The following is a 26,435-nucleotide window of genomic DNA, read 5'->3' as shown; positions in this document are numbered from 1 at the left end:
CCATTGATGACTACCTCGCCCGAATCGGCGGACGTCGGACGTCGCGTCCGGAATATGCGCGATAAGCAGTCGCGCATCTTCGAGGCCGCGGCCTCGCTATTCGCCGAACGTGGGTTCGAGGGCGTCACGACGCAGGAGATCTCCGATCGCGCGGATATCGCCGCGGGGACGCTGTTCCGGTACGCGTCGTCGAAGGGTGAGCTGCTGTTGATGGTCTACAACGAGGATTTCCGGTCGGCACTCGAGCTCGGCGTCCGGCAGTCGCAATCGCAGCCCAATCCGGCGGAGGCCGTGTTGGGCATGGTGCGGCCGACCGTCGAGGTCGCCGACCGGCACGTCGAGAACGCCATGGCCTACCAGCGCGAGCTCCTGTTCGGCGCGCCGACCGAGCAATACCGATCGGAGGGACTGGCCCTCGTCGAGCGCCTCGAGGCGATGATCGCGCAACGGCTCGCCGCGGCCGCAGCGGAGCGCGGTCTCGACTCGAAAAGCCTGGACAAGCAGGCACTGCTGGCGGGCCGCAGCGTCTTCGCGGTGCTGCATCTGATCATGGCCCGGCCATCGACCGGCGCGCATCCCGGTCGCGATGCGATCGGCGATCTGCGCGACCAGATCACCCAGATCGTCGCCGGATTCTTCGCAGCTCTCGGCGACCCAGATGACGTCACGGGGCGAACTTCGCCCCGTGGAGAAAGGAGAAAGCTATGACCGTCCGGAAGGTGACCGTCCTCGGTACAGGGGTACTCGGTTCGCAGATCGCGTTCCAGACCGCATTCCACGGATTCGACGTCACCGCCTACGACATCAGCGCCGACGCCCTGGCCGGTGCCCGGGACCGCATCGCGAAGCTGGCGCAGACCTATCGCGATGAGGTTCCCGGCGCGGGTGGCGGCAAAGCCGAAGGGACCGCGGCGGGCATCGCGCTGACCACCGATCTCGCGGCCGCGGTGCAGGATGCCGATCTGGTGATCGAGGCGGTGCCGGAGGTCCTCACCATCAAGGAGCAGACCTATCGGCAACTGGGCAAACTCGCACCGGAGAAGACGATCTTCGCCACCAACTCCTCCACTTTGCTGCCGAGCGATATGAAGGACTTCACCGGTCGGCCGGACCGGTTCCTGGCATTGCATTTCGCGAATCAGGTGTGGAAGTACAACACCGGCGAGGTGATGGGCACACCCGAGACCGATCCGCAGGTGTACCGAGCGGTGGTCGATTTCGCCGCGGCTATCGGCATGGTGCCGATCGAATTGCACAAGGAAAAGGCGGGCTACGTCCTCAATTCGCTGCTGGTGCCGCTCCTGAACGCGGCCATGGCCCTGAGTGCGGGCGGCTTCGCCGAACCGGACGCGGTCGATAAGACCTGGCGGATCGGCACCGGCGCCCCATATGGGCCATTCCAGATTCTCGATGTCATCGGCCTCACCACCCCCTACAACATCCTCGTCAACGGCGGCGAGGACGGACAGCGGCTCGCGGCCTGGCTCAAGACCAATTACATCGACAAGGGCAAGCTCGGCATCGCCACCGGCGAGGGCTTCTACAAGTACACCGCGTAGGTCACCGGCAAACTCGACTCGACCGAAATCGATGAACTGCCTACCGAATTCGGGTCGTCGGCCGAGCAGTAGCGGTTCTCACGGCATGACAACGGGGTGCATCTCGAGGTCGATGCCCAGGCGGGCGAGCATCGAACGGAACTCGCTCGCCGGGTAGCGCTCGTTCTCGGTCACCAGACCGAGAACGGCGCCGCCGCCGGATGTGGACAGCGGACGGATCCGGTCGACCACATCCTCGATCGGATCGAACAACCGCAACTCGGGGTGGGCTCGCTCGAAATAGGCACGCAGCCAAGGCAGATGGGTGCTCGACAGCGTCACCGCGTCGATTCTCGGATGCGCCGCCAGCAGATCGTCCAAGAATTCGGAGACCAGCTGCGCGGTGTACTCGCGGCGGAACAGGAAATCGCCGCTCTCGACCAGCTCGACCAGCGGCGAGGCATTCACCGCATGAATACGCTCGGCGGCGGAACCGGCTTGCGCCCGGAGGAATTCGCGCATTTCCGGGCTCTGTACCAGCGAATGGACGCCGAGCACCGCGACCTCGTCGGCGACCGCGAGCGCCGCACGGACCGGCGGCCGGACCCCGAAGATGGGCACTGGGCTCTGCAGGTCGTCCAGGATGGTCACCGAGGGTGCGTTGGAGGCCAGCAGAATTGCGCTCGGCTGATATCCGGCGAGGAATTCTACGGCCCGCGAGACCACCTTCAGCAGTTCCGCACGGTCCTTCGCACCATAGGGAAAGCTGGCGCGATCGGCCAAGTAGACGATGTCGCGGTCGGGCAGGCGCCGGTGTAGCAGCTCCACGGCCGAGTAACTGCCGAGCCCCGCGTCGAACACCGCGATCGGTCGATGCACTGATATCACCAGTCGATCATGCCCGGACCAGCCGTGGATCCTTCCCATCGCCGCCCGACTCGCGGATGCCGGGACCGGACCTGACAGCAAGGAGTCGACATCGTGGCTGATGCGGAGGTGCTTTTACGACACTCACCGACCCGAGGTAGGTGACCTGCTCCCGCCTTCGCGAACGGGGTACCTGCGATGAAACGGATTCCGCCGGGCGCGCAACAAATTTCGGGTTGTCCGCGCTCGCCGAAAACGGGGTTCGGTGTCGAGTGGGCAACTAAAATTGGTTCGGTGGGCCAGGATTCGTCGAGCAAGGGTGATGCGGCGCGGTCGAAGCTGTTGCGCCTCGCGGTGATCGGGGGCGTTGCGGTGGTGGCCGTGCTCGTTGTGATCGTGGCGTTCGTGGTCGCCTCCGATGACGGTGGCTCCACCGGTAGTGTCGCCGCTCCGGTCGACCGCCCGGACGATACGACGCCGGTGGCCGCGGTGTGGGGGGTGCCGAAAGTGTTTCTGGGCGAATGGAAGGGCGTCGTCACCGACGGTCGCGCGGCACATGACATCGTGCTGACCATCAAGTCCGGTAAGAATGCCGAGGAGGTCGCCACCTCGTCGGATATCGATCAGAACTCCGGTAGCCGCTGCGATCGGATCGGACGGATGATCAGCGGCACCGAGACCGAACTCGTCTTCGCCGCGCGACTCACCGGCGGTATCGGGTGTGAAGCAGGCCTGTCGACGGTCGAGCTGCGACCGGATGGCACCGTCACCTACCACGCGGGTCAGGGCGGTGCCATTACCGGCACGCTGCGGAAGAGCTAGCGGCTCAGTACCTTTTCACGGACGTCCGCTTCGGCGAACCAGGTTCGGTAGAAGGTGTACGCCAGCGCGGCGAAGACACCGAGGAGCGCGATGCCGAACGGGAACGGGTAGTTCGCCATCGGCAGTGCGAGGTAGCGCACGCACAGGAGCACGCCCGCGAATGTCGCGATACCGAAGGCCACCACCCACGTGCGCTCGCGGTCCCAGCCCCGGTCGGGATCGCGCAGGACGGATTCGACGGTCAGGCACAGTGCCGCGCCCGCCATGAGATCGACACCGTAGTGCGCGCCGAGGCCGAGTGTCGCGATCAGAGTGCAGACCAGCCAGAACGCGCCACCCCAGCGCAACCACAGCGGTCCGCGCCGGGAATGAATGAACAGCGACAGCGCCCACGCGGTATGCAGTGACGGCATGCAGTTGCGCGGGGTGATCCCGTCGAACGGCATCGATTCGATCGAGGACGGCAGTGCCGGAACGATATTCGGCCAGACATCGGCGAGTTCGAATCCATGTCCCTGCGGCCCGAACGCCAGCACCGGTCCCACCACGGGGAAGACCGCATAGAACAGCGGACCGATCACCCCGAGGGTGAGGAACGTTCGCACCAGGTAGTGCCGCGGCCACACACCGATCGTCACGTTGCGCAGCTGCCAGGCGGCGACCACGATCGCCGCGACCGGCAGCTCGAAATACACCCACTGCACCACACCCAACGGCACCGGCCCCGCCGCGTCCAGCGCCTGCCCGACCAGCCAGGACGGATTCCCGAGCGCGTGATCGGCCAGTTCCGCATACGGATCCAGCACCATCGGACGGGCCCACGCCGTGATGTCCAACCAGATCTCGCCGACCTTCGTCGCCAGGATCAGCAGCGCCCCCAGCGCGATGGTCCGCAGCGCCGTTTCGCGGCGCGCACCCGTCCAGCGCATCGCGACGATCAGGGCCAGCGCGGTCAACACAATGGTCGGACCGTTGCCGACGGTGAACGAGCGCCCCTCGAGCGCCCGAATGATCACAAAGATCACGTCGATGCCGACCGCAGCCGCCAAGGCGCGCGCCCGAACCGGCCCCGGGACCCCGATCAGCGCGAGCAGAAATCCGGCCCACGGCGTGGTCGCTGACTTGGGCCGCCCGACATAGTCCCAGGAAAGGCTGGTCAGTGGCCCGAGCGCAGTGATGTGCACGGCCATGAGCTGACCCGCGATGAGCACCAGAACCGCCCCCGCGATGCTGCCCCAGATCACCCAGGATCGAAACCGACGCGCATTGCCCACGCTCTCGCCAGGTGGACTCGAACTTCTTTGCCCGTCGTAGATCAACATTCCGACATCGTAAACACGATATGAACAGCGCTGTGCGGGACGATTAACGGAGCCTGTGAGCTTCCGTCGAAGTACCTGCGTCTATCCGGAGCTGAACTCACTGTGGGCAATGGTGCCGACCAGCCCAACACCGTGCCGCCGTCCGCGGACGCCGACGATCTGGGCCACGCGGCCGCTCAGCGCCGGATCGCCATACGCTGGGCTCATCCCGATTTCGTTTGCGGATTGAGTTTCGAAGCCAGCACCGCGGCCTGCGTGCGCCGCTCCACCCCCAGCTTGGTCAGCAATCGCGAGACGTAGTTCTTCACGGTCTTCTCCGCCAGGAACATCCGGCCCGCGATCTGCCGATTCGTCAGCCCTTCACCCAGCAGATCGAGCAGGGTCCGTTCCTGTTCGGAGAGCGTGGCCAGTGGCCCGGTCTCGGTCCCGGCCTCCTCGCGCAGTTTCGCCATGAGGGCGGCGGCCGCACGATTGTCGAGCAGCGACTTGCCGGCGCCGACCTCGCGAATGGCCTCGACCAGCTCCAGTGTGCTGATGTCCTTGACCACATAGCCGCTGGCCCCGGCCAGAATCGCGTCGAGCATGGCCTCCTCGTCGGTGAACGAGGTGAGAATCAAACAGCGCAACTCCGGATGCTGGTTCAACAGTTCACGGCACAATTCGATGCCATTACCGTCCGGGAGCCGCACATCGAGCACCACGACCTCTGGATGCAGCGCCGGAATCCGCGCCATCGCCTGCGCGACCGTGCCCGCCTCACCGACCACATCCAGATCGGGCTCCGAGTCGATCAAATCCTTCACGCCTCGTCGCACGATGTGGTGGTCGTCGACCAAGAAGACAGTGATCATCCGAACACCTCCTGCTGATACCACCTCAGCCTACTGAGCAACCAGCCCCGATATATAGGAGATGGTCGCTGACCAATACCCCTTGACCTCCCGCGCGAACATGACGGCGCACAGCCGTGTAATGGTCGGCACGACGGGGCCACCATCGGCGCGGGAGTGTGATCCATCGCCCGGCGCGCAGATAAGGGCATTCGGTCACCGACTGGCGGGGACTTTCGCCCCTGTGCAGCGGTACGTCGCGGTGATGCCATGGGGGACAGGCTGATCCGACGCGACGGGAAGCGGGAGTGCGGTGGAGATTGCGGAACTGGCTGCGGTCGAGGGGGATTCGGAGCCATGATCGAGCCCGCTCCGAACGGTGACCCGGCGCGGTCCACCGTCGAGTTGGGGACGGTGGAGGCGATGCGGCTGCTGGCGAGCGCACCGATCGGTCGGATCGTATTCAGTCGCCAGGCTTTACCGGCCATTCGACCCGTCAACCATCTGGTGGTGGACGGCCGGATCATCGTGCGAGCAAGACTCGACTCGCGGCTCACCTCGGCCGTGCGACCGGTCTCGAGTGTGGTCGTCGCATACGAGGCCGACGAGTTCGATCCGGTTCGGCGGCTCGGCTGGTCGGTGGTGGTCACCGGACTCGCCCGCACCGTCACCGATCCCGAGCGGATCACTGAGTACGAGCGGCTGCTGCGACCGTGGGTCGACTCCGTCACGGATACTGTGATCGAGATCGAACCGAGCATTGTCACTGGTATCAGACTGATCGAAAAGAGAAGGTAGGCAGCACCGCTGACGCCCCGGCGGTCATGCGCGGAGCACCATGATGCCGGGGGTCGAGTGCACGTAGTCGGCGAAGGGGGAGTCGACGACCTTGTTGTTGGCGGCGAGTGAGGAAGCGTTGCGGAAGACCGGGCCGGTCGGGGTCATGACGAAGATGCCGACGTGCGTGACATCAAGGCCGGGTTGGTCGGTGTAGGCACCGATGTAGTCGCCGGTGCGGAGTCCAGCTATGACGGTGTCGTCGACGGCTGAGCTGGGGATATAGGTGATATCGCGCTCGACGACCGGCAGCCCGGGAAGGTAGTTTCCGCCATCGGCTCGCACATTGAGGTGCTTCCCGACCGTCACCGCGGCGGTGCTGAGCGTCGCGGTGATATCGGTGGCCGTGACGCGCGCGGTATGCGACCAATCGCTGAAGAAGTGCTTGCGCTGGCGGAACTCGACGCGTCCTTCGGTGTAGCGGGTCTCGATCAGGTTCGCCACGAACTGGTCGCGATCGGTGGACCGGCTGAGCGCTTCGACATAATCCAGGTAGGTGAAGCAATCCACCTGCCGCATATCGATGACCAGCTGTTCGGGCTGATTCGCCGAGCCGACGAGCATATCCGCGCGGTACGGAGTGCCGAGGAACCGACTCGACAGTAGATCGATCGACTCGCCCTTACTGCCTGCCCCCGGCGTCGCGGCCCGCAATGCCAGCAACTCATCGATTTTGCGCGCGGTGACGTCATCGATGGTTGTGCTCGGTGTGCCGACCGCCGCGGGCAGCGTCGGCATGGCAATGCCGACCAGCGCCGACACGACGAGCAGCGCGCGAGCGATGGTGCGCAAGACGCCTCCAGCAGGGTGAACGGTCACTGTCACTGCTGTCACGGTAGTCCGGATATCGGAGGCAACCGGCGCTGAACTCGAAAATCCCACGGCATCTTGATCATCCCCGCCGTGGCTGCCGGCACGAGTCATCCATTCCGAGTCGAACAGTTTGGTCACGGACACGTCTCGATGTTGCCATTTCGTTATCCGAAAACGGCCTCGGTCGATCGGTCGCACCTGGACAAGCGCCGTGACCACGGTCGTACAGATGCAAGTGCGTGGCCGCGGGCGGTAGGGGCTGCGCTCGACGCGCTGATTCCTGGCAGATGTGGCAGGCTCACTCATCGAGGCCGGGGTGCAGAGATTTCGACTCGCACCACGGTCGGCGCGACCACGGGAGACCCCAGCCACGGCTGGGGTCTTCGTGTGTGCGCGGCCGGGTCTGGTGTGTGCGCCGTCACTCAGATGAGTGCTCGAGCTATTAATTCCGCGCCGATGTGAGCGCGATAACGAGTTCTGTTAAGCATCAGTTACCGACGTAAATGTTCGTTACGGCAGGCCCGCTGGATTTGTGACGCCGGAACCCCCGTGTAACGATATTTTCAATCGCGAACGAACAAAACATCCCGAAGTGTTCACCCAGCGCAACTACGGTCTCCACTGTCGCACCGGAGTTGTTCCCTTCGGTGTGTTCGCATGCGGGTCGAATCGCCGGTTCTGGCTGTCTTGCGCATGTCTGCGTGAAAAATATGTGAGGAATGGGTGCAGTGAGTGAGTTTTGGAGTCCGGGTTCGTCGGCGGCGTATGTGAGCGTCGGCATCTCATTGTATGGTGTCGTCGCATATCTGATCGGAATGCTGGACGGCGGTACGCGACCGCGCATGGCGTCATGGGTGGCGTGGTGCACCGCCAATAGTGTATTCGCGGTAGTTGCATATCTCGAAGGAGCCTATCTCGCCGCCGGTATCAATGCCGCCTCGGCGAGTATGAACGCCGCAGTTATCGCGCTCGGTTTGCGGCGTGGAGCAAGTCTGCGACCGGGGGACGACATCGATTGGGCCTGTCTGCTCTCTTCTATCGCATGTGTGCTGGTCACAGTGGAGATTTCGGATAAGACATTCGGTGCGCTGGTGGCCATCTGTGCCAATCTGATCGCGACCATACCCACGTTGCGACACGCATGGTCGAAACCGCAGGAAGAGACCTGGCAAATGTTCGCGGCGAATGCGTTCGCCGGAGCCCTCGGTGTATTCGGAGTGCTGTCGGCCAGCGGATATCAATTCGCGACGGTTGCGGGTCCGCTGATTACTACCATAGGCAATATCGGTCTGGTGACGCTCACCGTCGGCCGCGGTAGATTCGCGGATGAAGTCGCAGTTCCCGTGAGAGTTGGTTAGTGGACAATGCGGTCGATAATCTCGAATATCGGCGACTGTTTCACCGATCCCGGTGAATTGACCACGGGACAGGCTCGACGTGCCATGGCAATTCACAGTATTTGCTCCCCGAGCTGTCTCATCCTGCGTCAGGCCGAACGTGCCCTCGGTGTCGATGGATCATCGACCCCCCTGATACCGGCGGAGAGCTTCGGAGAAACTCCACGATATCCCTCCGTCGAATTGATCGGTCCCGGCGAAGTCAGTACCGGATATCTACACTGAATGCTCCAGCAATAATCCGGTTTCCGGGTCGTACCAGCGGCAGGCCTGCGGTGGCATCTGCAGATTCAGCGCCTCGCCCTGGTCGGCTCGGAAGCCCGGCTGCGCCTGAATCTTGACCGTCTGTCCGCTGACCTCGGTGGTCAGCAGGGTCGATGAGCCGAGCGGCTCCAGCACTTGGAGTTCGGCGCGCACCGAGTCGGGGCGTTCGTCGCCCACGACGATGGCCTCCGGCCGGATGCCGAGGTTGAGCTTTCTGCCGCTGAACGACGCGAGCGCCGTCGGGACCGGCACCGTCTGCCCACCGAGATCGATGCGCGGTCCGGCCGCGCCCGCCTCGACGATTCCGGTGAGGAAGTTCATCGGCGGGCTGCCGAGGAAGCCCCCGACGAATTCGGTTGCGGGGCCGTCGTATACCGCTGTCGGCGGGCCACATTGGACGATCACTGCGTCGCGCATCACTGCCACACGGTCACCGAGGGACAGCGCCTCCACTTGGTCGTGGGTGACATAGATCGTGGTGGTACCGAGTTCGCCGACCAGCTTCTTCAGCTCGGCGCGGAACGAAAGCCGCAGCAGCGCATCCAGATTGGACAGTGGCTCATCCATGAGCAGCACATCGGCGTCCATCACGATCGCCCGCGCCACCGCGACGCGCTGGCGCTGGCCGCCGGACAACTTCGCCGGATACCGGTCGAGGTAGGGCGTCAGCTGCAGCAGATCCGCCGCCCACGCGACCTTGCGGCGGATCTCATCGGCGGGCACGCCGTGTACGCGCAGGCCGAAGCCGATATTGTCGGCGACTTTCTTATTGGGAAATACCGCATAGGACTGGAACACCATCGACAGGTTGCGCCGCCGCGGTTCCAGATAGGTGACGTCCTTGCCACCGATCACGATCTGTCCGGAATCCGGCATTTCCAACCCGGCGATCATGCGCAGCAGGGTCGTCTTGCCGCAGCCGGACGGCCCGAGCAGCACCATGAACTCGCCATCGGACACGTCGAGTGAGACCTGGTCGGTGGCGCGTGTCGGGCCGCCGGGATAAGTCTTCACCAGATCCCGCAATATCACTTCAGCCATGAGCACACCTCTGTCATCTGAGCGTGGTCCCCCACATATTCACGAGGTAGCGCCGCATCACGAAGATGAAGGCCAGCGCCGGAATGATCAGTGCGAAGCCGCCGGCGAACCGGTACGGGGTCGACGCCTCGCCGAGCGTGGTGAGCACCTGCGCGGGCAGCGTACGATGTCCGAGCGTCACGATGGTCGCACCGAGGATCTCGTTCCACGACAGCACGAAGGTGAAGATCGATGACGCGGCGAGTCCGGGAAGCGCGAGCGGCACAACGACTTTGCGCGCCGCCTGCCAGCGCGTGCAACCGAATACCCGTGCGGCCTCCTCGAGGTCGACCGGTACTGCGACGAAGATGCTCGCCGTAATGAGCACGGTGGTCGGCAGAGCGAGGGTGGTGTGCACCAGCGTTACCGCGAAGACGGTGTCGTAGACATCGAATCGCAGGAACATCGTGGCCAGCGGCACCGACAGCACCACGATCGGCAGGGCGCGCACGAACAGGATGAACACCTGGTAGGTGTCCTTACCGCGGAAGGCGTTGCGGGCCAGCGCATATCCGGCGGGTGCACCGATGACCAGGGACCAGAACACGGTGTAGAGACCGACGAGCAGCGAGTTGCCCAGTGCTGGTACGGTCCCGGTGGCCCGGAAGAACGAATGCAGTGTCTCGGTGGAGAATTCGCTGGGCAGCAATGGCTTCGGGAACTCGTTCAGCGCATCGCGCGAGGACACCGCGGCAAGTCCGATGAGGACGATCGGCAGTGCCATGAACAGCGTCACGGCGATGCACGCCACCTGCACGCCGATGGCGCGCCACCGCTGCCTGCGCAGGGGTGCGCGGTCGATCGGCGGCAACGCGGACGGTGCGACCGTCGGCTCGGTCATCGTGATCCCTCCGGTGCCCGCACCGTCCGCAGATAGAACACCGCGGTACCGAGCGAGATCGCCAGCACGACAAGGGAAACGGCGCTCGCGACGGCGGGGTTGCGCAGATTCGAGTACCACTCGTAGGTCTCACCGACCAGCAGCGGAAAGTCGCGTCCGGTGAGCGCCTGCGCCACGGCGAAGGCCTGTAGCGCCAGGATCGTGCGCAGGATCAGCGCCACTTGCAGACTCGGCCCGAGCTGCGGCAGCGTCACATGCCGCAGCCGCTGCCAGAAATTGGCGCCGAATACCTGCGCGGCCTCGTCGTAGTCGCGCGGAATCATGTGCACTCCCGCCACCACGATGACGAATACCAGCGAGGTCGCGCGCCAGATCTCGGCGATCACCACCGCGAGCAGCATCGTGCCGGTGTGCTGATAGTTGAGCCATGGCACGCCGTCCTGCGATAGGCCGAGCCAGACCAGCAGTGAGTTCAGATAGCCGCGATTGCCGAAGATCGACAGCCACACCAGACCGGCGGCGAGTTCGGAGATCGCCAGCGGCACACACCACAGGTAGAAGTGGCCGCCCGCGAAACGTGGCCGCGCCTGCATCAGCAGTGCCATACCGACCGCGAGCACCAGCTGGATCGGCACCACGATGACGATCAGCAGCAGCGTATTGCGCAGTGCCGTCAGGAAATACGGATCGTCGAACAAGCGCTGCCAGTGCTCGAAGGTGAACCCGTGATCATCGCTGAAGGCGTCGACGACGGCCCGTACCAACGGCCAGCCGAAGAGCGCGGTCAGCAGCACGATCGAAGGGAGCAGCAGGATCCACGGGGAGCCGAGTCGGGAGCGCATACCTACCCCACCCCGCAGTTGTCGGCGGCAGGATCGGGCGCCCAGCACGGTACCTTCAGCTCGTCGAGGATGCCCTGTAGCACTCGCGCCTGTTGGTCGAGCGTGGCTCGAATGTCGGCTCCGTCCAATACGATCGAGCGGAAGCTGTCCTTGAACACCTTGCTCACCTCACCCTCGCGCTGGCCGAGCCCCACCGGCGGCAGCGACAGGATCGCGCCCTGCGCCTGCTGCTGCCGGTGCACGGCATCGGCCTCGAGTTCGACCGCCGGCGGCAGATCGTCCGGGATGACGGTATCGACGGACGGAAAGAAGCCATTGGACCGCAATAGCTCGATCTGTGCTTCCGGCTTGGTGAGCGCGCTGATCGTGCGCTGAGCGAGTTCGGCATCGGTGCCGCCCTTGGGAATTGCCAGTCCGGCGACCACGGCCATATAGCCGAGGCCGTGCTTACCGCGCGGCGCGGGCAGCATATGCCAGTCCTGAGGGTCGCGCTCGGGCGCGTGCACGAGGCGTACCACGTGATCCCATGCCATGCGCACCTCGCCGCTGGCCAGCGGCTCCTGCATGAAGTCGTAGTTCGTACTCGATTGCGCGCAATTGGCCCACAGTTCGCGGAAGTACCGCCATGCCGTCACGGCCTCATCCGAACGAAAGGTGGTGATCTGACCGCCGGTGAACGACGGCAGCAGGTAACCCTGAGTGAAGCGATGCAGCAGACCCTTAGGTCCGGCGGGCAGGCCGAGCATCGGCCGGTTGCCATTGGCGCGGCGTGCGGCGATGGCCCAATCGAGGAACTGGTCGTAGGTCAGCGCCGCGGCATCCACACCCGAGGGCAGATGTTCGAGTGCGTCGGCGTGCGCGGCGAGGACGTAACTGGCTGTGGCCCACGGGATGTACCACGTCCGGTCGGTGCCGGCCTTCGCGAGTTGGAGGTAAGCGGCGGGCCAGCCGCGGTCGCCGAGGTCGGCGAGCAATCCGGTGAGGTCCTGGAGATAGCCATCGGCCAGCGGCGCGATATCGCCGTGCAGACCGCCGAGCAGACCGACCTGCGTGGAACCCGCGCCGACCTGACTGCGCACCTGACTGGCGAACGGGCTTTCCTCGATGGTCACGTAGCTGACGCCGGGCGCGGTCTTGCCGAGCAGGCTGCGGAAACGTTCGGCCTCGTCGGCGGGCCGGAATTGGGTGGACAGGAAGAGCATGCCGCCGCCTCCGGTGGTGGCGAAGCCGGTGCATGCGGCGGTGAGCGCGACCGCACCGAGGCCGGCCGCGCCGAGGAATGATCGACGCGTCAGGCCGGATGTCGGCATGTGTGGCTCGCGGTGCAGAAACGGAGCCAGGTGAGCCGACACCAATCCATCATGCCTCGATACAAACAGATGTCCGCGACGGGCCGAGTCCGCAACTTCCCACCACTGAGAACAAAAATCGAGTTGTGTTGCGGCGCAAATAAAAAGGAAGTCGAACCTCTCAAAGAATTATGAAATTCTTTGGATAACGAATTCTTTACGCGCGGCCACATCGGGTCGTCGGCGCACCTATGCTCGGAGCTTTCACGAGTGATCAACGCTGTGACACAGGAAGAAACGAGTAGCCGTATGACCGCCAGGTCCGACCTCGAACATGAACTACGCGGGCCGTTGGCGGCAGCCGGGTTCCTCACCGAACAAGAGGCCGCCGATCTGCTGGTGATGTTCCGCGCGGCCAAGCAGCTGGAGACGGCCGCACTGATCGAGGCCATCGATGAGATGGTCGGCGCCCTGCCGCGGCCGTTTCGCGCGGTGACGAAAAGGATCATGTTCGGGAGTCGGCTCGGCTGATGAGTGACCTGGTAACCGGTGCCCAGATCGTCCTGCTGTCACGGACGTTGCACGCCCCGGTGGAGCGACTGGCGCATCTGGAGCGGTTGGGCAGCGAGAATCTGCACCAACTCCAGGAACGGCTGGCCGGCCTGATCTTCGATCAGCACAACGAGACCTTCGAGCGGATCAGCAAACTGGTGCCGATCATTCCGCTGCGCATCTCGATGCCGCTGGTGCAGCGCCTCGTGCCACCGATGATGACGGGCCGGGCCGCGGGCGCGGTCGGTGTCGACCACCCGAAGAAGGCGGCCGAGACGGTTGCCATGCTCGCGCCCGGGTATGTGGCGGATTGTGCCCCGTATATGGATCCGCGTACCGTCGGCCAACTCGCCGACGTGGCGCCACCGGAACCCATCGTGCGCATCCTCAACGAAATGCTGGCCCGCAGGGACTACATCACCGCGGGACCATTCCTCGATGCCTTTGCCACACCGGAATTGGTCAAGGCCATCGAACAGGGCGTACTCGATGACGAGGGCTTGATCTTCTCCGCCGCCTACGCCTATTCCGTCGGTGGCGTGAGCGCCATCCTGCGCCAGCTGCTGGCCGGGCCGCGACAGCGGGTGCCGCGAATGCTGCATGCCGTACTCACCGGGTCGACCGGCCTGCAATTGGCCGCGCTGGCGGCGTTCGCGCGCTGCGATCCGGATTTGACCGCCGCGATCGGCGACGTGCTGTTCGGCGTTGGATCGGTCGAATTGATCGGCAATCTGATCGCGAACTATCTGAGGGCTGGCGCGGCACCGGAGTTGTTGACGTTCATCGGGCACCTGAGCCCCTGGGCCCTGGGTACTCTGGCCGCGAATCCGATCATGGCGAACGACGCGGCGCTGGGCGGACTCATCGGCGGTCTCGAGGGGCGCATCGAATCCGAGCTGTGGCGTGGACTGTTCAACCTGATCGAATATGCGGACGCCGGAATCCAGCACCGCGCGGTGGCCCTGCTCGCCCAGCTGAGCGATGCGATGGTCGCCGCATTGCCCGGTATCGCCACCGACGCCCATGTCTGGTTGGTGCTGCTGCGCCTGATCGCGTCCACCGATGTCAACGTCCGTGCGCGATTCGAAACGATGTGGTCCGCACTGCCCCCGGAACGCCGCATCGATCTGGAACACCGCATCAGCGAGCTCGGACTGAACATCCATCTGGCGCCGGTCGCCACGACGACGCTATCGGTCGACGAGGTGTTCTATCGGCGACGTCAGATGCGCCGTCGGTACGACACCGCGCAGAGCTGGGACTGACCGCCGTTCAGCTCGTCATGGGTTGTGCATAGCCGGTCACTGACCAGAAAATCTCGCGGTGTCTGAATAATGGTGGTTTCAGGTGGCGAGTGGGGTCTGATTCGGGGTCTCGATACCCGATCGGAGTCAAGCGCGCGAGGCCCCGTTGGCGGCGGCGGTGACAGGTCTGTGTCGAAGGCACCGTGGACCCCGGTCACGCCACGGATCGGCTCCGCGGCGGGAGTCGTTCGAGATGCGACCCCGGCACGAGTTCCACCCATACCGGGATCGGCACCCCCGGCGCCTCGTTCTACCCTTGCGCCCATCCGCAACGCCTTCGCCGTCCACGCACGTGTCGAGCACACGCACCAGGTACAGCGCGGTACCGGATATCAGGTCAGTCGCAGTGGGACGGCTGGGAGAAAAAAATGTGGTCGAGATCTGGGTTTTGTTGGCCCAGAGGCGCGGCGCTCCCTGCCCACGAGACGCATTTCCCGGGGGCGTGGACGTACTTGGGGCCAGCGTAGTACTTGAACTCGCCCTGATCGACGGTCTTCCCGACTTCCCACGTGGGAGGGGATGTGTCGACGCCAGCACTAATGAAAGTGGGCTTCCCCTCGTACGCCGTTTTCTTCGTGACAACGCAGTTGGTACTGCCGTTGTAGAGCAGGTAAACGGTCGCGAGGCCGGGAAGGTCGTGACTGTCAATCTCCTGGTAGCCGCTGCCGCAGACGCTCTCCGGCGACGCCGCGGCGCTATCCGGCGACGCCGCGGCAGGGCCCGCCGCGGCGAGAGAGCCGCCGAGTACCGTGCCCGCTACGAGCGCCGCCTGCACCATCTGTGTTACACGCACTTGCTGAATATCCTTCTCTGCAAAGAGGATTGGCAGCGTCGGTCGCATGCCAACTGACCCGGCGATGCTAACCGAGGGGTGGACCGACCAGCGCGAGCCGCTTGCCCATCATGGGAAGCACCGGAACGTGAACCGTCGACGTGTCTGATGGTCCATCCCATCTCGATGGCCCCGACGCGCTGGAGCTGGCCGAAATGCTGGGGTTCCTCGAGACTTCCAGCGCACCGCCCCGAGCGCCGGGCATCCAATCGGAGACGGTCAATGGTCAGGAACTAAACCCCATCCATAACCTCGTGACGTAGTAGCGGTTGTGGATGTCGACTTCGAAGTGCTGGATGTTGGCGTAGTCGGCGACGGCCTACTGGTCGAGCTGACGCCGGGTTCATCGCCCACGACCCACGCATTGTGGCCGGAATGAATCGGTATCGACTCGACCTGTGGTGCTGCCGGAAGCAGCAGCAAAATGTGACGTACGTCACGGCATGTTCATGCTGTTTTAGCTGCGCGGTAGCTTCCGTTGCTGGTCAGCCCGGTATGCGCGCACCACAGCGTCTCGTCGGTATGTGCCGATCCGGTCAGTGACTGACGAAATCCGGTGTGTCTCTGACCGATCCCGCCGGGGCTACCGACAGCCGCCGTTTTCCGGCGTTCAATTCGACCATGTCGCGCACATCGCGACGGATCGAAATCGCCTGGAAGGTAAGCAAATGACGGAGTTCGTGACGTTCGAGGAGGGGCGCCTGGCCTGTGATGTTGTCGGTGACGGGCCACTGGTGGTGCTCTCACACGGCATCGGCACTTCGCGGCGGGACTATCGCCATCTCGTTCCGCTGCTGGTCGAGGCGGGCTACCGGGTGGTGAACACGGACCTGCGCGGACACGGCGAATCCAGCCTCGGCTGGCCCTCGGTGACCCGGAAAGCGGCCATCAGCCGGACCGATGTCGCCGGTGACCTGCTCAGTGTGATCCGGTACTTCGGCGGTCCCGCCGTGATCGTCGGGCACTCCCTCTCCGGCGGTGCGGCGACCATCGCCGCGGCCGAGGCGCCGGAACTGGTCGCCGCCATCGTCGAGATCAATCCGTTCACCAAAACCCAGCGCCTCGATATGCGTGCCCTGTTCACAGTCCCGCGGTACCGGCATGGGCTGATGCGGTTGATGGGCACGCTGCTGCTCGGGTCGCCGAGATTGTGGCGCAGATACCTCGATTTCGCCTATCCGACCAAGCCCGCCGATTACACCGATTACCTCGACGACCTGATGCGGACTCTGCGCGCACCCGGCCGGTGGGCCGAATTCATGAAGACCGGTAAGACCACTCCGGCCGACGCCGAGGCGGCGCTGCCCGGCGTCCACCGTCCCGCGCTGGTGATCATGGGTGCCGCGGATCCGGACTATCCGGACCCGAAGGCCGAAGGGATGGCGATCGTATCCGCGATGCCCATGGGTATCGGGAAGGTCGCCGTCGTCGACAACGGCGGGCATTACCCGCACGCCCAGTTCGGCGATCGAGTCGCTGAACTGATCATTCCGTTCCTGCGGCGGCACGGCGCCGGTCAACTCGAGCCGGCCCGGCACGCGGGGTGATCGGCTGGCACATTGCCGTGACAGCCATGGGTAGGTGCGGTGATGATAGGGATGTGTCGCCGCCCCGCACCGTTGTCCTCGTGGTCTACGACGGGATCCAGCTGATCGAATTGGCCGGTCCCATGGACATTTTCGGCGCCGCGAACGCCGTCATCGGATCGCCGGTCTACCGCCTGGTGACGGCGTCGCCGCGGGCTGGCGCCATCTCGGTGGAGGGCGGTATGACGATGAATGTCGAATATGCCCTGCCGGAGCTCGCTGCCGCTGACGACGAGATCGACACGATGATCGTCATCGGGGGCAACGGCGCCTTCTCCCCAGCGGTATCGGCCGAGGTGGTGCGCGACCTTCCGGCCATCGCCCGGCGGTCGCGACGGGTGGCAGCGGTGTGCGCCGGTTCGCTGCTACTGGCCGCGGGCGGGCTGCTCGACGGTTATCACGCGACAACGCATTGGGGTGCGTGCGCCATGATGGCCGAGCGTTACCCCCGGGTGATCGTCGAGCCGGACCGCATCTACGTCAACGACGGCAACCGGTGGACTTCGGCGGGGGTCACCGCCAGTATCGATCTCGCACTGGCCCTGGTCGAGGCGGATCACGGCACCGAAGTGGCGCAGTTGATCGCTCGGTGGTTCGTCGTATTCACCCGAAGGCCAGGTGGCCAAGCGCAATTCAGCGCGCAGCTGCGTGCGCAACCGGCTCGCACCCCAGCGATCCGGGCTGTCCAGCAGTGGTTGCCCGACCATTTGGACGAAGACCTGAGCGTGGCCGCGCTGGCATCGCGGGCGGGGCTGAGCGAGCGCGCCTTCGCGCGCGCGTTCCGCGCCGAAACCGGGAGCACCCCAGCCGCTTTCGTGGAGAACCTGCGCGTGGAGGCGGCCCGCGGCCTACTCGAGACGACCGACCTGACCGTGGCGGCCATTGCCAAAGCGGTCGGCTACAAACACGGTGAAACACTGCACCGGGTCTTCTCCCGGCAGCTGGCCACCACACCGGATCGCTATCGACAGCATTTCGCGATCGTCCATTCGGTCACGGACACAGACGATTTCAGCTCCCGGGAAAGCCCGGCGTCAGCGGCTGGAAATCGGCCTTGAACTTCGGTCCCGGTGCCAGGCCGCGCAGGACGGCACTGGTCCAGGCGACCGCGGGCGGCCAGCCGGTGACGGCGTTGACGATGTGTTCGGGGACGGGAACGGTGTAGAAGCGCAGGTCCGCGCCGCGCTCCCAATAGGTTTGGACTGTCGGCAACACCACCGAGGGTGGGATGAGTTCATCCCACAGGCCGTGCCACCACAGGATCGGCGTATCAGGAATGTATTTGCCCAGACTGTTGTCCCGCAGGACCTGTAGTACGCCCGGGGCGGACGCGAGTGATTTGCCCGGCTGGAAGTAGGCGCTGATGGGTCGGTACACGCCGGTGAGCGCAATGGTTGCGTAGCAACGACTTCGGATATCCTCGACGATTTGCTGCCCCTCGGCAGTCAGCAGATCGGCGGGATCGAAGATATCCGGATATTCGCGGGCCAGGCTCGCGAAGCCGAGCCACATGGTGAAGTTGCTGGTTCCGGTCAGCCCTGGCTGCGGCTCGATCGCATACCCGGCCTCCGCCGCCAAGTCACCTGGTGTGCCGCCGATCGTAGTGCCGAGCAGCCGCACATCGGGCGCATACGAGGCGCGCAGTTCGGCCGCACGAATGGAACCCGAACCGCCGCCGGAATATCCGTACAGCGCGATACCGGAATCGGTGAGTCCCAAGGCGGGATCGTTCTTCAATGCGCGGAGGCTGTCGAGGACCATTTTGCCCTCGGCGTAGGTGTTGAAGGTATTGAACTTTCCATCGAAGTCCGGCACGTTGATCGCGAAACCCTGTGCCAGCCAATAGATCACCAGCGCCGACTCCTTCATGGTGCCGGTCTGCAAGGTGTGCGAGGGATTGCACGCCGAATCGGTGGAGTCGATCGCCTCCTGGAAGGACAGCACCGGCCGCGGGCTGCCCTGCCACGGAATACCCGGTACGACAACGGTTGTCGCGGTGACGATCGGGTTGTCGTGCACATCGTTCGATCGGAACAGCAACTGCTCGGTGTACACCGGGAAGGGGATGCCGAGCACGCGCGTCTGCACCTCCCGGCTGCGCACGATCTGTCCGGGCCGATAGGACGCGAGATCCGCGGGATCGTCGTACCACGGGTCTTGATCCGGTGTCGGGATCGGCAACAGGTCGTAGATCTGCGGCTCGGTCGGCAGCTGTGGCAGCTGATTCTGATCCGGCGGGAAGTTCGGTGGGAATGCCGGATCGGCGGCCGCGACGCCGGTGCTCGATACCATCCATGCCGTCACCGCCAGCACCACCAGTCGGCGCTGAGATCGCCTCATCACATCCTCCGAATCTCCGTTGATCCGCCAGTCGATCATGCGGTTGCGCTTTGCTCGATTCAGCTCACCCCAATCGGCGGCGCGTGACCATTGGCAGGATGCAGAGCCTGGACCTCGGAGTTTGTGCACATGTACAGAACCCGCGGTCGGGTCGCGGTCGCACCACCGGACAGGAGCGTATTGGCGCTAGGATTTAGAGCGTGCTCGAAGTCGAACAGAGTCCGGTCTCCGCGTCCGCACACTCCGAACCCGACGTGGGCGTGAGCATCGCCGAAGCCGCTCGCCGCACCGGGGTCAGCGCGCACACGCTGCGCTACTACGAACGCGCGGGCCTGGTCATCACCTCCGTCGAACGCACCAACGGCGGGCGCAGGCGTTATCGGCCGGTGGATCTGACCTGGATTACCGTGTGCACCAGACTGCGGGCCGCCGGCATGCCCATCAAGACCATCCGGCGCTACGCCCAGCTGGTCGCCGCCGGGCACGGCAATGAGCAAGAACGGCTCGCCCTCATGACGGCCCACCGCGCCGACGTGGCCGCCAAAATCGCTGAGCTGCAGGTCAATCTGGAACTCATCGACCACAAGATCGGCGTCTACCGCGGCCGACTCGACGCCGGTGACGCCGACAAGCTGTGGGCACCGCACAGCCTCGCGTCCGGATCGAGCCGCAGTTGATCCCGCGGATGCGCCCGGCCGCGCCCGCGGCAGGCCCGCGATGACCGCACGCCGGCTGCCGCGCCCGCGCGAGCTCGCGCCGTTGGTCGCGTTCGAGCGACCGTTCGGCGGTAAGCTGCGCAAACTCGAACGTGCCCAGACGATTTGGGATCTGCGCGCGATGGCCCGTAAACGCAAATGTGGACCGATCGCGACCGATCTCTGGCCCTCGTCGAACGTACCGCGGCAGCCGGATTCGACACCCTCGTCGTCACCGTCGACGTCCCGGTCGCTGGCGCCCGGCTGCGCGACGCGCGCAACGGCATGACCGTGCCGCCATCGATCACCCTCGGCGGCGCCATCGATGCCCTGCGTAAACCGGCGTGGTGGTGGGACTTCCTGACCACCGAACCGCTGGCCTTCGCTTCCCTCGACCGCTGGTCGGGCACGGTGGCCGAACTCCTCGACGCCATGTTCGACCCGACCGTCGGATTCGACGATCTGGCCTATCTCCGCCAGCACTGGCCCAGTCGGATCCTGGTCAAGGGCGTGCAAACCGTCGAGGACGCCCAACGCCTGGCCGCGCTCGGCACCGATGGCATCGTGCTGTCGAATCACGGTGGACGCCAACTGGATCGGGCCCCGGTGCCGCTGCACCTACTGCCCTCGGTGGTACGCGAAGTCGGCGCCGATATCGAAATCCACCTCGACACCGGCATCATGCACGGCGCCGATATAGTCGCCGCGCTCGGCGCCCGGTTCACGCTCATCGGCCGTGCCTACCTCTACGGCCTGATGGCGGGCGGCGAACCCGGTGTGGATCGCGCCATCGACATCCTGCGCGCCCAGATCATCCGAACCATGAAACTCCTCGGCGTCGGGAGCGTCGACGAACTCGAACCACGGCACGTTCAGTTACTCGAACGCTATCGACCGGTTGGCTGAGACTCCTTGGATTGCAATCGATTTCGCAGGGGCGGCGGTCTAGAGTACCCAATGAAGTTGAAAACGAAACGTTGTTGAATGTGCCGTTAAATAACGGTACATTGCTTCGCGACATGATATCCCGCACTGGAAGGCTGGGTCATGATCGCAGGTCGGGGACCAGTAGAACTCTCGACGCTCGCCGATGCGCTGCACGCCGAGGATGTCGGCTACCGCAGATCGCTGCGTGCGCGTCAGGTGCAGATGATCGCCATCGGCGGGGTCATCGGTACCGGGCTATTTCTCGGGGCGGGCGGGCGGCTCGCCAGCGCCGGTCCCGGATTGTTCCTGGTGTACGCGGTATGTGGCGTATTCGTATTCTTCATCTTGCGCGCGCTCGGCGAACTGGTGCTGCATCGGCCCTCCTCCGGATCGTTCGTCTCCTACGCCCGCGAGTTCTACGGGGAGAAGTTGGCATTCGCCGTCGGGTGGACCTACTTTTTCCACTGGTGCATGACCGGGATCGTCGATATCACCGCCATCGCCACCTACGTCCGCTACTGGGGAGCGTTCGAAGTCATCCCGCAGTGGGTGATCGCGCTCATCGCCCTGATCGTTGTCGTGTGTACCAACCTGATCTCGGTGCGCTGGTTCGGCGAACTCGAGTTCTGGGTCGCGCTGATCAAAGTCATTGCGCTGGTGGGATTTCTGATTGTCGGTACGGTTTTCCTCGCTGGCCGCTTCACGATTCGGGGCGCACCGACCGGTGTGGGCGTGATCGAGGAGCACGGCGGACTGTTCCCGACCGGTCTGGTGCCGCTGGTCACCGTCATGACTGGTGTCGTATTCGCCTATGCCGCAGTCGAACTGGTGGGCATCGCGGCCGGTGAGGCGGAGCGTCCGGAGACGATCATGCCACGGGCGATCAACTCCGTGATCTCGCGCATTGCGCTCTTCTACGTCGGCTCGCTGGTACTGCTCGGACTGCTGCTGCCCTACACCCTCTTCCGTGGCGGTGAGAGTCCGTTCGTCACGTTCTTCGCGAGAATCGGTGTGCCAGCGGCCGGTTCGGTCATGAACCTGGTCGTGCTCACCGCGGCCTTCTCCAGTCTCAACGCCGGGCTGTACTCGACCGGCCGGATTCTGCGCTCGATGTCGATGAACGGCAGCGCACCGGCCGCGGCTGCGCGGATGTCGCGTTCGGGCGTGCCGTATGTCGGCATTCTTGCCACCGGTGCGATTGCGTTGGTCGGGGTGGGTCTCGATGCGGTGGTGCCGGACAAGGCATTCGAGATCGTGTTGAACGTATCGGCGCTCGGCACCATCGTGTCGTGGACCGCGGTGCTGCTCTGTCACCTGCGCCTGTGGCAGCAGTGGCGGCTGGGACTGGCGTGGCGTCCGGCTTCGCGGTTGCCCGGCACGCCCTATACGACCGTGGCGACGCTGATCTTCCTCGCGGCCGTAGTCATCCTGATGGCTTGCAGCGGCGATATGGTCCAGCGCGCCGCGGTAGTCGCGATGGTGGTGGGATTAGGCCCGGCGCTCGTCGGCGGCTGGTTCCTGGCGCGTCGAAAGGTGTTGAGGATTGCGAATATTCGGCAATTCCACACTGCCCAGTTCCCGGTAGTCGCCGAACGCCCACACCCGGGTCCGGCCACCGAACCGATCGTGATCGTCGAGCAGCCGACGACCCGATATCCGGACGCGGGGAAGTCCTAGCCCTACTCGAAGTGGTCCACCGCCCACGCGGCCGGAGAGCGGACTGCCGACCGTAACCGAAACCGCTCCGCCACAGCATCATTGACTGCCGCTTCAACGGTCGCAATCATGAACTATGGGAAACAACAAGGTGTACAACAATCGAACTCATCGGCGCATGGCGAAGCCAGCGGAGTGACGGGGAGCCGTACGTGCCCGACGAATCCGATATCGCACAGGCACGAGTGTTCTACGATCTGCTCAGCCACGAGGCCGTAGCGCTGGCCGCCACCATCCAACCCCTGACGACCAGGCGCGGCGTCGCCCGCTCGACGGCCGAGGCGCAGCGAACCCAGCGTGAGCTGCGCGAGGTTCGCCGCTGCCTGGACCAGCTCCGAGCCAGATTCCCCGAACTCGCCCACCGCGCCGAATGACCGACCCACATCCGCCGAATAGCAGTGCCCCCAATGCTAATTCAGCACCTGGCCGACGGGAGCCAGTGCCGGAGCCCAGCCGGGCCGCTGCGGACTGTTCTGCGCCGGTGGCGTCGGTGTGTTCGTCGATGTTCGCTTGGCGCCGCTCAATGCTTGGTCGGTGATGGTCGTGTCGGAGATGTGACCACGGGCCACGCGGAGCAACTGTTGGTCCGTCGGATTGGCCAATACGTCATTGACGCTGGTCAGGACCAGGTCCGCCTGCCTACTTCCGATCGCTCCCATCATGCGCTGGGCGGCCAGGTGGTCATTCGCGAAACCCGTACCGGCCAATGGGCCCGTCGCCGCACCGCCAGTGGCCACTCGTTGGAGATCGAGGACCACGTCCGACGTGGGCGCGGCCAGGTAGGCACTGACGAGTTGCTCCTCCGGCCCGCCCGCGACGCCGCCGTCGAGGGTGACGCCCGCGGGGACCGAACGCCTGTACCGGAATGCGGCCGCCTGCAAGGTAGCGAGATCCGCCGCGACTTCTCCGGGGTCACTGTTGCCCGCGATCAGGCGAAGCGACGAGTCCTGGACGCGTTGGACCCCGGCGACCACGTGGCCGAGATGGGAGTTGGCCAGCGTCCAGTCCTTGGTGTTGCCATCGACGATTTCCCACGAGCGAATGGCGTTGTACCTTATTCGCTCGTCGTCGAATCCGACAACGTCCATCGCGACCCATGCATCGGTCGACTTTCCGCCGACATCCGCAATGGCTTGCATCGCTGCGGCCGCGCCGCGGACGGTGTTGATGCCGCCATTCGCCTCGGCGGCCTCCCGTGCGGCCATCTCGAACAACGGCCGATGCATGTACGCCTGGGCGTAGGTGCCTTTGGGTCCACCGACCCCCGGCGACCCCCAGAATCCCCACTGGGCCAGCTGCGCCCGCCGCTCCGTTCTGGAGAAGGGCCGCAACGGTGATCGGGTTCTGCCCCAGAGCCATTCGGTCGCCGGTGAATTGCTGACGGTACTGACTGCACCGAGTGCCGCCAGCATGGACATTTTCGACATGGAGTGCCCCGCACCCATGGTGCCCATACCCAGTGCCGTCGCACTGCCGCTGCCCGACCCGCGCCCGCCGCCGCTGCCCTGGATGGCAAGGGCGAACCGGTTCGCGACCCATTCGTTGCCCTTGTCCAGGCTCTTGCTGAGCTTCTTGAGCTGCAGGATCGCGATGATCATCACGATTGCTCCGACAACGAACACCACCATGACCTGGTCCCCGGCCAGCCGGAACAGATCTCCCAGGATCAAGACGTACACGCCGAGAAATATGGTGAACGCCGTCATCCGTGCGGCCGCGATGACGCCGTCGACAATATTGCGCACCAGGAAGGTCTGCGTCGGCCCGTATACGAAGCCGCCCGCGGCGAAGCCGAAGATCGACATCAGGCCGTGGTAGATGGTGTCGAGCGCCGCCCGGATGACCTTGATCGCGACCACGGCCCCGAAGGCGAGTAATACCGTTCCGGCCAGTAGCAATAACAGCCCGGTCGCGATTTGCTCGAAGTTCGGATTGTCGACCGATTCCTTCGCGACGCGGTCCCCGCAGCTGTTGATACCGTTCTTCACACGGTCTTCGCTGCCTGCCGACATGCCCGCCGACCATGCCGACTTACACGCTGGTTGCTCGTCGACCACATGCCCGTAGTTCCACACCTGGAGCGGGCGCCGCGCGAAGTTATCGGTCAGGGTGGCCTGCATGGTTGCCACCGTGTGGGATGGGTCGGCGTTGCCATTGCCGTTGAGCCCCGCCGCGACGGAGATGCCGAGATCGCGCCCCTGCGCCAGCAAGCCATCCGAGGACAACACATCCGCCAAGGGTTCGGCCAGGAATATCGGACCCAAAATCGCGACCCCCACCATCGTCACCACCTGCATGGTCGCCTTGGCGTAGAAGCCACGGGTGACAAACCAGGCCACGAAGAACGCGCCGATCGTCGCGGCGGTCACCAACATGATCGGTGTCGCGATCTGCCCGCTCAGGCTGTGCGCTACGCCCTCCAACGGTTTCGAGACGATATTCAGCCACTGGAAACTCAGGGCGTACCCGATGAGCCAGATCGCCGTTGTCACAAGGATTTTCCAGCCCGCGAACTCCAGGCCGAGTACGAGTGAGACGGCGGCGTTTCCCGGATGCAGCACACTGCCGTGGTCGGTGGCGAACATATAGCTCGAAAGTTCGACCCCCGACGAATCTTTGACATGTGTCCAGCCGAGCGCACTGCCTACCGACGACCCGGTGGTCCTGGTACCCGTTTCAGCGTTGGCCACCGCACCCAGCAGGGCGGGGCAGACGAACAGCAGGAAGAGACCGAGCAGGATCCGGGTCGCCCAGCGCCGGGGACGTGATGCGAGTAACCGGTCCCGAAAGCGCCGCAGCATCGCGGGCACTTGCCAAAGGACCGGATCGCAGTGTTCCGCTTTCCAGTTGTTCACCGCCACAACCTGATTCGTATGCCGCGGTGCCGCGGATAGACGGCACGACGAGGAGACGAGTATGGGAGCTGGTAGATCCTCAGGGCTGCTCAACAGTCCCCGGCAACGACTTTCGACGTTAGCGTCGCGTCGTGAACGGCCACCATCCGGTCTGTGAACAACACACCGCGAAATAGTAAGAACGCGTTGACAATTCGTCTCAACCTCGACTGCGGGAGTTCACTTTGCGTTTGCAACGATCTGGCATGAGACCCGGACCTCGGTGGGGTAGCGGGTGACTCATCGCCGCCGCCGGTTCGCGGTGATGGTGGCCGGGGCTAGCACGGCTTCGATACAACCGAAGATTTTGCCCATGCATCGGCGCGCGCCCCGCCGAAGGGGATATCTGCATCGCTACGAATCGTGTTGTTGTGCCATTGATTTGAGTTGAGTCGTTCCGATTTCGGGTACAGGTCGTCGCGGTGGTGGATGAGGTAGGGGCGGTAGATGACGGTGGAACCGCTGGGCGACTGGTGCGTGCCGAGTCTGGTTTCGGTGGAGGCTTCCTGGTGAGCAACTACGCGCGTGGATACAGCCGCAGCGATTCGAACGCGTCAACCCGCTGAGGAGATGGTCGACGAGTCCGCGCCGGGAGTGATGGCCGCCGGATCGGCAAGACGTGGACTTCCCAATCTCGGGAGTTTTGCGCCCTGAGTGAAAATTGAGTGTGCCATTGTCCGTTTTCGGGTCGGTGGCATCGGAACGTGGTTACAGGTCAGCACACCCGGCACTACCTGGCCGCGGCATGACGAGCAGGAGAGCGCGGTGAGTCAGCGAGCGCGGATCGACCTCAGTGAACTGCGCGCGATGGTCACAAGCTTGGAACACCTCATCGTCGAAGCCACCC

24 protein-coding genes and 1 pseudogene are annotated in these 26,435 nt (G+C 64.6%); 13 read left to right on the top strand and 12 right to left on the bottom strand.

Annotation, left to right across the window (positions count from 1 at the left end; all coding sequences use genetic code 11):
* Nucleotides 1-6 precede the first annotated feature (6 nt).
* A complete protein-coding gene (locus ACQP1G_RS38965; RefSeq protein ID WP_433194683.1) occupies nt 7-708 on the top strand; it encodes a TetR/AcrR family transcriptional regulator in 702 nt (233 codons plus the stop codon).
* On the top strand, nt 705-1,559 hold the full coding sequence (locus ACQP1G_RS38960) for a 3-hydroxyacyl-CoA dehydrogenase (protein ID WP_433194682.1): 855 nt from the start codon (nt 705-707) through the stop codon (nt 1,557-1,559). The genes ACQP1G_RS38965 and ACQP1G_RS38960 overlap by 4 nt, the downstream gene beginning before the upstream one ends.
* A 78-nt stretch (nt 1,560-1,637) precedes the next feature.
* Here the strand turns inward: ACQP1G_RS38960 and ACQP1G_RS38955 are convergent, their stop codons facing one another.
* The gene (locus ACQP1G_RS38955) at nt 1,638-2,417 is read right to left on the bottom strand and encodes a glutamate racemase (protein ID WP_433194681.1); all 780 of its coding nucleotides are present in this window, start codon (nt 2,415-2,417) and stop codon (nt 1,638-1,640) included.
* Nucleotides 2,418-2,699: 282 nt separating this feature from the next.
* Here ACQP1G_RS38955 and ACQP1G_RS38950 point away from each other — a divergent pair, with 282 nt between their 5' ends.
* The gene (locus ACQP1G_RS38950; protein WP_433194680.1) at nt 2,700-3,227 is read left to right on the top strand and encodes a hypothetical protein; all 528 of its coding nucleotides are present in this window, start codon (nt 2,700-2,702) and stop codon (nt 3,225-3,227) included.
* On the opposite strand, the gene ACQP1G_RS38945 is transcribed toward ACQP1G_RS38950, so the two are convergent.
* From ACQP1G_RS38945 to ACQP1G_RS38935, 3 genes are all read right to left on the bottom strand, one after another.
* Complete coding sequence (locus ACQP1G_RS38945) at nt 3,224-4,549, bottom strand: DUF5933 domain-containing protein (protein ID WP_433194679.1); 1,326 nt, start codon at nt 4,547-4,549, stop codon at nt 3,224-3,226. The genes ACQP1G_RS38950 and ACQP1G_RS38945 overlap by 4 nt on opposite strands.
* A gap of 81 nt (nt 4,550-4,630) precedes the next feature.
* The gene (locus tag ACQP1G_RS38940) at nt 4,631-4,756 is read right to left on the bottom strand and encodes a hypothetical protein (RefSeq protein ID WP_433194678.1); all 126 of its coding nucleotides are present in this window, start codon (nt 4,754-4,756) and stop codon (nt 4,631-4,633) included.
* Nucleotides 4,753-5,400, bottom strand: coding sequence for a response regulator (locus ACQP1G_RS38935; protein ID WP_433194677.1), 648 nt, complete (start codon nt 5,398-5,400; stop codon nt 4,753-4,755). Before ACQP1G_RS38935 ends, ACQP1G_RS38940 begins: the two co-directional genes overlap by 4 nt.
* Nucleotides 5,401-5,736: 336 nt before the next feature.
* Here ACQP1G_RS38935 and ACQP1G_RS38930 point away from each other — a divergent pair, with 336 nt between their 5' ends.
* Nucleotides 5,737-6,177 (top strand): pyridoxamine 5'-phosphate oxidase family protein, encoded by a 441-nt coding sequence (locus ACQP1G_RS38930; protein ID WP_433194676.1) that lies wholly within the window; start codon nt 5,737-5,739, stop codon nt 6,175-6,177.
* 24 nt (nt 6,178-6,201) lie between these two features.
* Here the strand turns inward: ACQP1G_RS38930 and ACQP1G_RS38925 are convergent, their stop codons facing one another.
* A complete protein-coding gene (locus tag ACQP1G_RS38925) occupies nt 6,202-7,041 on the bottom strand; it encodes a DUF1460 domain-containing protein (protein ID WP_433194675.1) in 840 nt (279 codons plus the stop codon).
* Between the two features lie 716 nt (nt 7,042-7,757).
* Here ACQP1G_RS38925 and ACQP1G_RS38920 point away from each other — a divergent pair.
* Entirely contained in the window at nt 7,758-8,387 is a 630-nt protein-coding gene (locus tag ACQP1G_RS38920) for a hypothetical protein (RefSeq protein WP_433194674.1), read from the top strand.
* Nucleotides 8,388-8,642: 255 nt separating this feature from the next.
* On the opposite strand, the gene ACQP1G_RS38915 is transcribed toward ACQP1G_RS38920, so the two are convergent.
* From ACQP1G_RS38915 to ACQP1G_RS38900, 4 genes are read right to left on the bottom strand one after another with little or no spacing between them, the layout of a single operon-like run.
* Complete coding sequence (locus tag ACQP1G_RS38915) at nt 8,643-9,731, bottom strand: ABC transporter ATP-binding protein (RefSeq protein ID WP_433194673.1); 1,089 nt, start codon at nt 9,729-9,731, stop codon at nt 8,643-8,645.
* 13 nt (nt 9,732-9,744) lie between these two features.
* On the bottom strand, nt 9,745-10,611 hold the full coding sequence (locus tag ACQP1G_RS38910) for a carbohydrate ABC transporter permease (RefSeq protein WP_433194672.1): 867 nt from the start codon (nt 10,609-10,611) through the stop codon (nt 9,745-9,747).
* Complete coding sequence (locus ACQP1G_RS38905; protein ID WP_433194671.1) at nt 10,608-11,453, bottom strand: carbohydrate ABC transporter permease; 846 nt, start codon at nt 11,451-11,453, stop codon at nt 10,608-10,610. Before ACQP1G_RS38905 ends, ACQP1G_RS38910 begins: the two co-directional genes overlap by 4 nt.
* A 2-nt stretch (nt 11,454-11,455) precedes the next feature.
* Nucleotides 11,456-12,805 (bottom strand): ABC transporter substrate-binding protein, encoded by a 1,350-nt coding sequence (locus ACQP1G_RS38900; protein ID WP_433194670.1) that lies wholly within the window; start codon nt 12,803-12,805, stop codon nt 11,456-11,458.
* Between the two features lie 246 nt (nt 12,806-13,051).
* Between ACQP1G_RS38900 and ACQP1G_RS38895 the strand changes: the two genes are divergently transcribed.
* A complete protein-coding gene (locus ACQP1G_RS38895) occupies nt 13,052-13,273 on the top strand; it encodes a hypothetical protein (protein WP_433194669.1) in 222 nt (73 codons plus the stop codon).
* Nucleotides 13,273-14,559 (top strand): hypothetical protein, encoded by a 1,287-nt coding sequence (locus ACQP1G_RS38890; protein ID WP_433194668.1) that lies wholly within the window; start codon nt 13,273-13,275, stop codon nt 14,557-14,559. The genes ACQP1G_RS38895 and ACQP1G_RS38890 overlap by 1 nt, the downstream gene beginning before the upstream one ends.
* A gap of 376 nt (nt 14,560-14,935) precedes the next feature.
* On the opposite strand, the gene ACQP1G_RS38885 is transcribed toward ACQP1G_RS38890, so the two are convergent.
* Entirely contained in the window at nt 14,936-15,439 is a 504-nt protein-coding gene (locus ACQP1G_RS38885; RefSeq protein ID WP_433194667.1) for a hypothetical protein, read from the bottom strand.
* Between the two features lie 659 nt (nt 15,440-16,098).
* Here ACQP1G_RS38885 and ACQP1G_RS38880 point away from each other — a divergent pair.
* Together ACQP1G_RS38880 and ACQP1G_RS38875 are read left to right on the top strand one after the other, a co-directional pair.
* Nucleotides 16,099-16,977, top strand: coding sequence for an alpha/beta fold hydrolase (locus ACQP1G_RS38880; protein WP_433194666.1), 879 nt, complete (start codon nt 16,099-16,101; stop codon nt 16,975-16,977).
* A 53-nt stretch (nt 16,978-17,030) separates the two neighbouring features.
* Nucleotides 17,031-18,074, top strand: a complete 1,044-nt coding sequence (locus ACQP1G_RS38875) for a GlxA family transcriptional regulator (protein WP_433194665.1) — start codon at nt 17,031-17,033, stop codon at nt 18,072-18,074.
* Here the strand turns inward: ACQP1G_RS38875 and ACQP1G_RS38870 are convergent.
* Nucleotides 18,028-19,356, bottom strand: a complete 1,329-nt coding sequence (locus tag ACQP1G_RS38870) for a lipase family protein (RefSeq protein WP_433194664.1) — start codon at nt 19,354-19,356, stop codon at nt 18,028-18,030. The two genes, ACQP1G_RS38875 and ACQP1G_RS38870, sit on opposite strands and share 47 nt — an antisense overlap.
* 200 nt (nt 19,357-19,556) lie before the next feature.
* On the opposite strand from ACQP1G_RS38870, the gene ACQP1G_RS38865 reads away from it, so the two are divergent.
* The 4 genes and pseudogenes from ACQP1G_RS38865 to ACQP1G_RS38850 all read left to right on the top strand — a co-directional run bounded on the left by ACQP1G_RS38865 (nt 19,557) and on the right by ACQP1G_RS38850 (nt 23,068).
* Nucleotides 19,557-20,033: a MerR family transcriptional regulator gene (locus tag ACQP1G_RS38865; protein WP_433194663.1), complete on the top strand. Its 477-nt coding sequence runs from the start codon at nt 19,557-19,559 to the stop codon at nt 20,031-20,033.
* A gap of 177 nt (nt 20,034-20,210) precedes the next feature.
* Nucleotides 20,211-20,957, top strand: a pseudogene (locus ACQP1G_RS38860) (alpha-hydroxy acid oxidase); the annotation flags it as partial.
* 141 nt (nt 20,958-21,098) lie between these two features.
* Nucleotides 21,099-22,655: an amino acid permease gene (locus ACQP1G_RS38855; RefSeq protein ID WP_433194662.1), complete on the top strand. Its 1,557-nt coding sequence runs from the start codon at nt 21,099-21,101 to the stop codon at nt 22,653-22,655.
* A 191-nt stretch (nt 22,656-22,846) separates the two neighbouring features.
* Complete coding sequence (locus ACQP1G_RS38850; RefSeq protein WP_433194661.1) at nt 22,847-23,068, top strand: hypothetical protein; 222 nt, start codon at nt 22,847-22,849, stop codon at nt 23,066-23,068.
* A gap of 36 nt (nt 23,069-23,104) precedes the next feature.
* Here ACQP1G_RS38850 and ACQP1G_RS38845 read toward each other — a convergent pair whose 3' ends face one another.
* A complete protein-coding gene (locus tag ACQP1G_RS38845; RefSeq protein ID WP_433194660.1) occupies nt 23,105-25,549 on the bottom strand; it encodes a hypothetical protein in 2,445 nt (814 codons plus the stop codon).
* Between the last annotated feature and the right edge of the window lie 886 nt (nt 25,550-26,435).

The sequence above is a fragment of the Nocardia sp. CA-107356 genome (assembly GCF_050946365.1).
Taxonomy (GTDB): Bacteria; Actinomycetota; Actinomycetes; order Mycobacteriales; family Mycobacteriaceae; genus Nocardia.
Note: the sequence above shows the minus strand (reverse complement) of the source record. Positions and strands in the feature narration are given on the sequence as shown.

Bases quoted from the DNA above. Each gene is read 5' to 3' on its own strand.
- ACQP1G_RS38965 (WP_433194683.1), top strand. From the start codon at position 7: ATGACTACCTCGCCCGAATCGGCGGACGTCGGACGTCGCGTCCGGAAT.
- ACQP1G_RS38960 (WP_433194682.1), top strand. From the start codon at position 705: ATGACCGTCCGGAAGGTGACCGTCCTCGGTACAGGGGTACTCGGTTCG.
- ACQP1G_RS38945 (WP_433194679.1), bottom strand. From the start codon at position 4,549: ATGTTGATCTACGACGGGCAAAGAAGTTCGAGTCCACCTGGCGAGAGC.
- ACQP1G_RS38940 (WP_433194678.1), bottom strand. From the start codon at position 4,756: ATGAGCCCAGCGTATGGCGATCCGGCGCTGAGCGGCCGCGTGGCCCAG.
- ACQP1G_RS38935 (WP_433194677.1), bottom strand. From the start codon at position 5,400: ATGATCACTGTCTTCTTGGTCGACGACCACCACATCGTGCGACGAGGC.
- ACQP1G_RS38930 (WP_433194676.1), top strand. From the start codon at position 5,737: ATGATCGAGCCCGCTCCGAACGGTGACCCGGCGCGGTCCACCGTCGAG.
- ACQP1G_RS38915 (WP_433194673.1), bottom strand. From the start codon at position 9,731: ATGGCTGAAGTGATATTGCGGGATCTGGTGAAGACTTATCCCGGCGGC.
- ACQP1G_RS38910 (WP_433194672.1), bottom strand. From the start codon at position 10,611: ATGACCGAGCCGACGGTCGCACCGTCCGCGTTGCCGCCGATCGACCGC.
- ACQP1G_RS38905 (WP_433194671.1), bottom strand. From the start codon at position 11,453: ATGCGCTCCCGACTCGGCTCCCCGTGGATCCTGCTGCTCCCTTCGATC.
- ACQP1G_RS38895 (WP_433194669.1), top strand. From the start codon at position 13,052: ATGACCGCCAGGTCCGACCTCGAACATGAACTACGCGGGCCGTTGGCG.
- ACQP1G_RS38890 (WP_433194668.1), top strand. From the start codon at position 13,273: ATGAGTGACCTGGTAACCGGTGCCCAGATCGTCCTGCTGTCACGGACG.
- ACQP1G_RS38885 (WP_433194667.1), bottom strand. From the start codon at position 15,439: ATGCGACCGACGCTGCCAATCCTCTTTGCAGAGAAGGATATTCAGCAA.
- ACQP1G_RS38880 (WP_433194666.1), top strand. From the start codon at position 16,099: ATGACGGAGTTCGTGACGTTCGAGGAGGGGCGCCTGGCCTGTGATGTT.
- ACQP1G_RS38870 (WP_433194664.1), bottom strand. From the start codon at position 19,356: ATGAGGCGATCTCAGCGCCGACTGGTGGTGCTGGCGGTGACGGCATGG.
- ACQP1G_RS38855 (WP_433194662.1), top strand. From the start codon at position 21,099: ATGATCGCAGGTCGGGGACCAGTAGAACTCTCGACGCTCGCCGATGCG.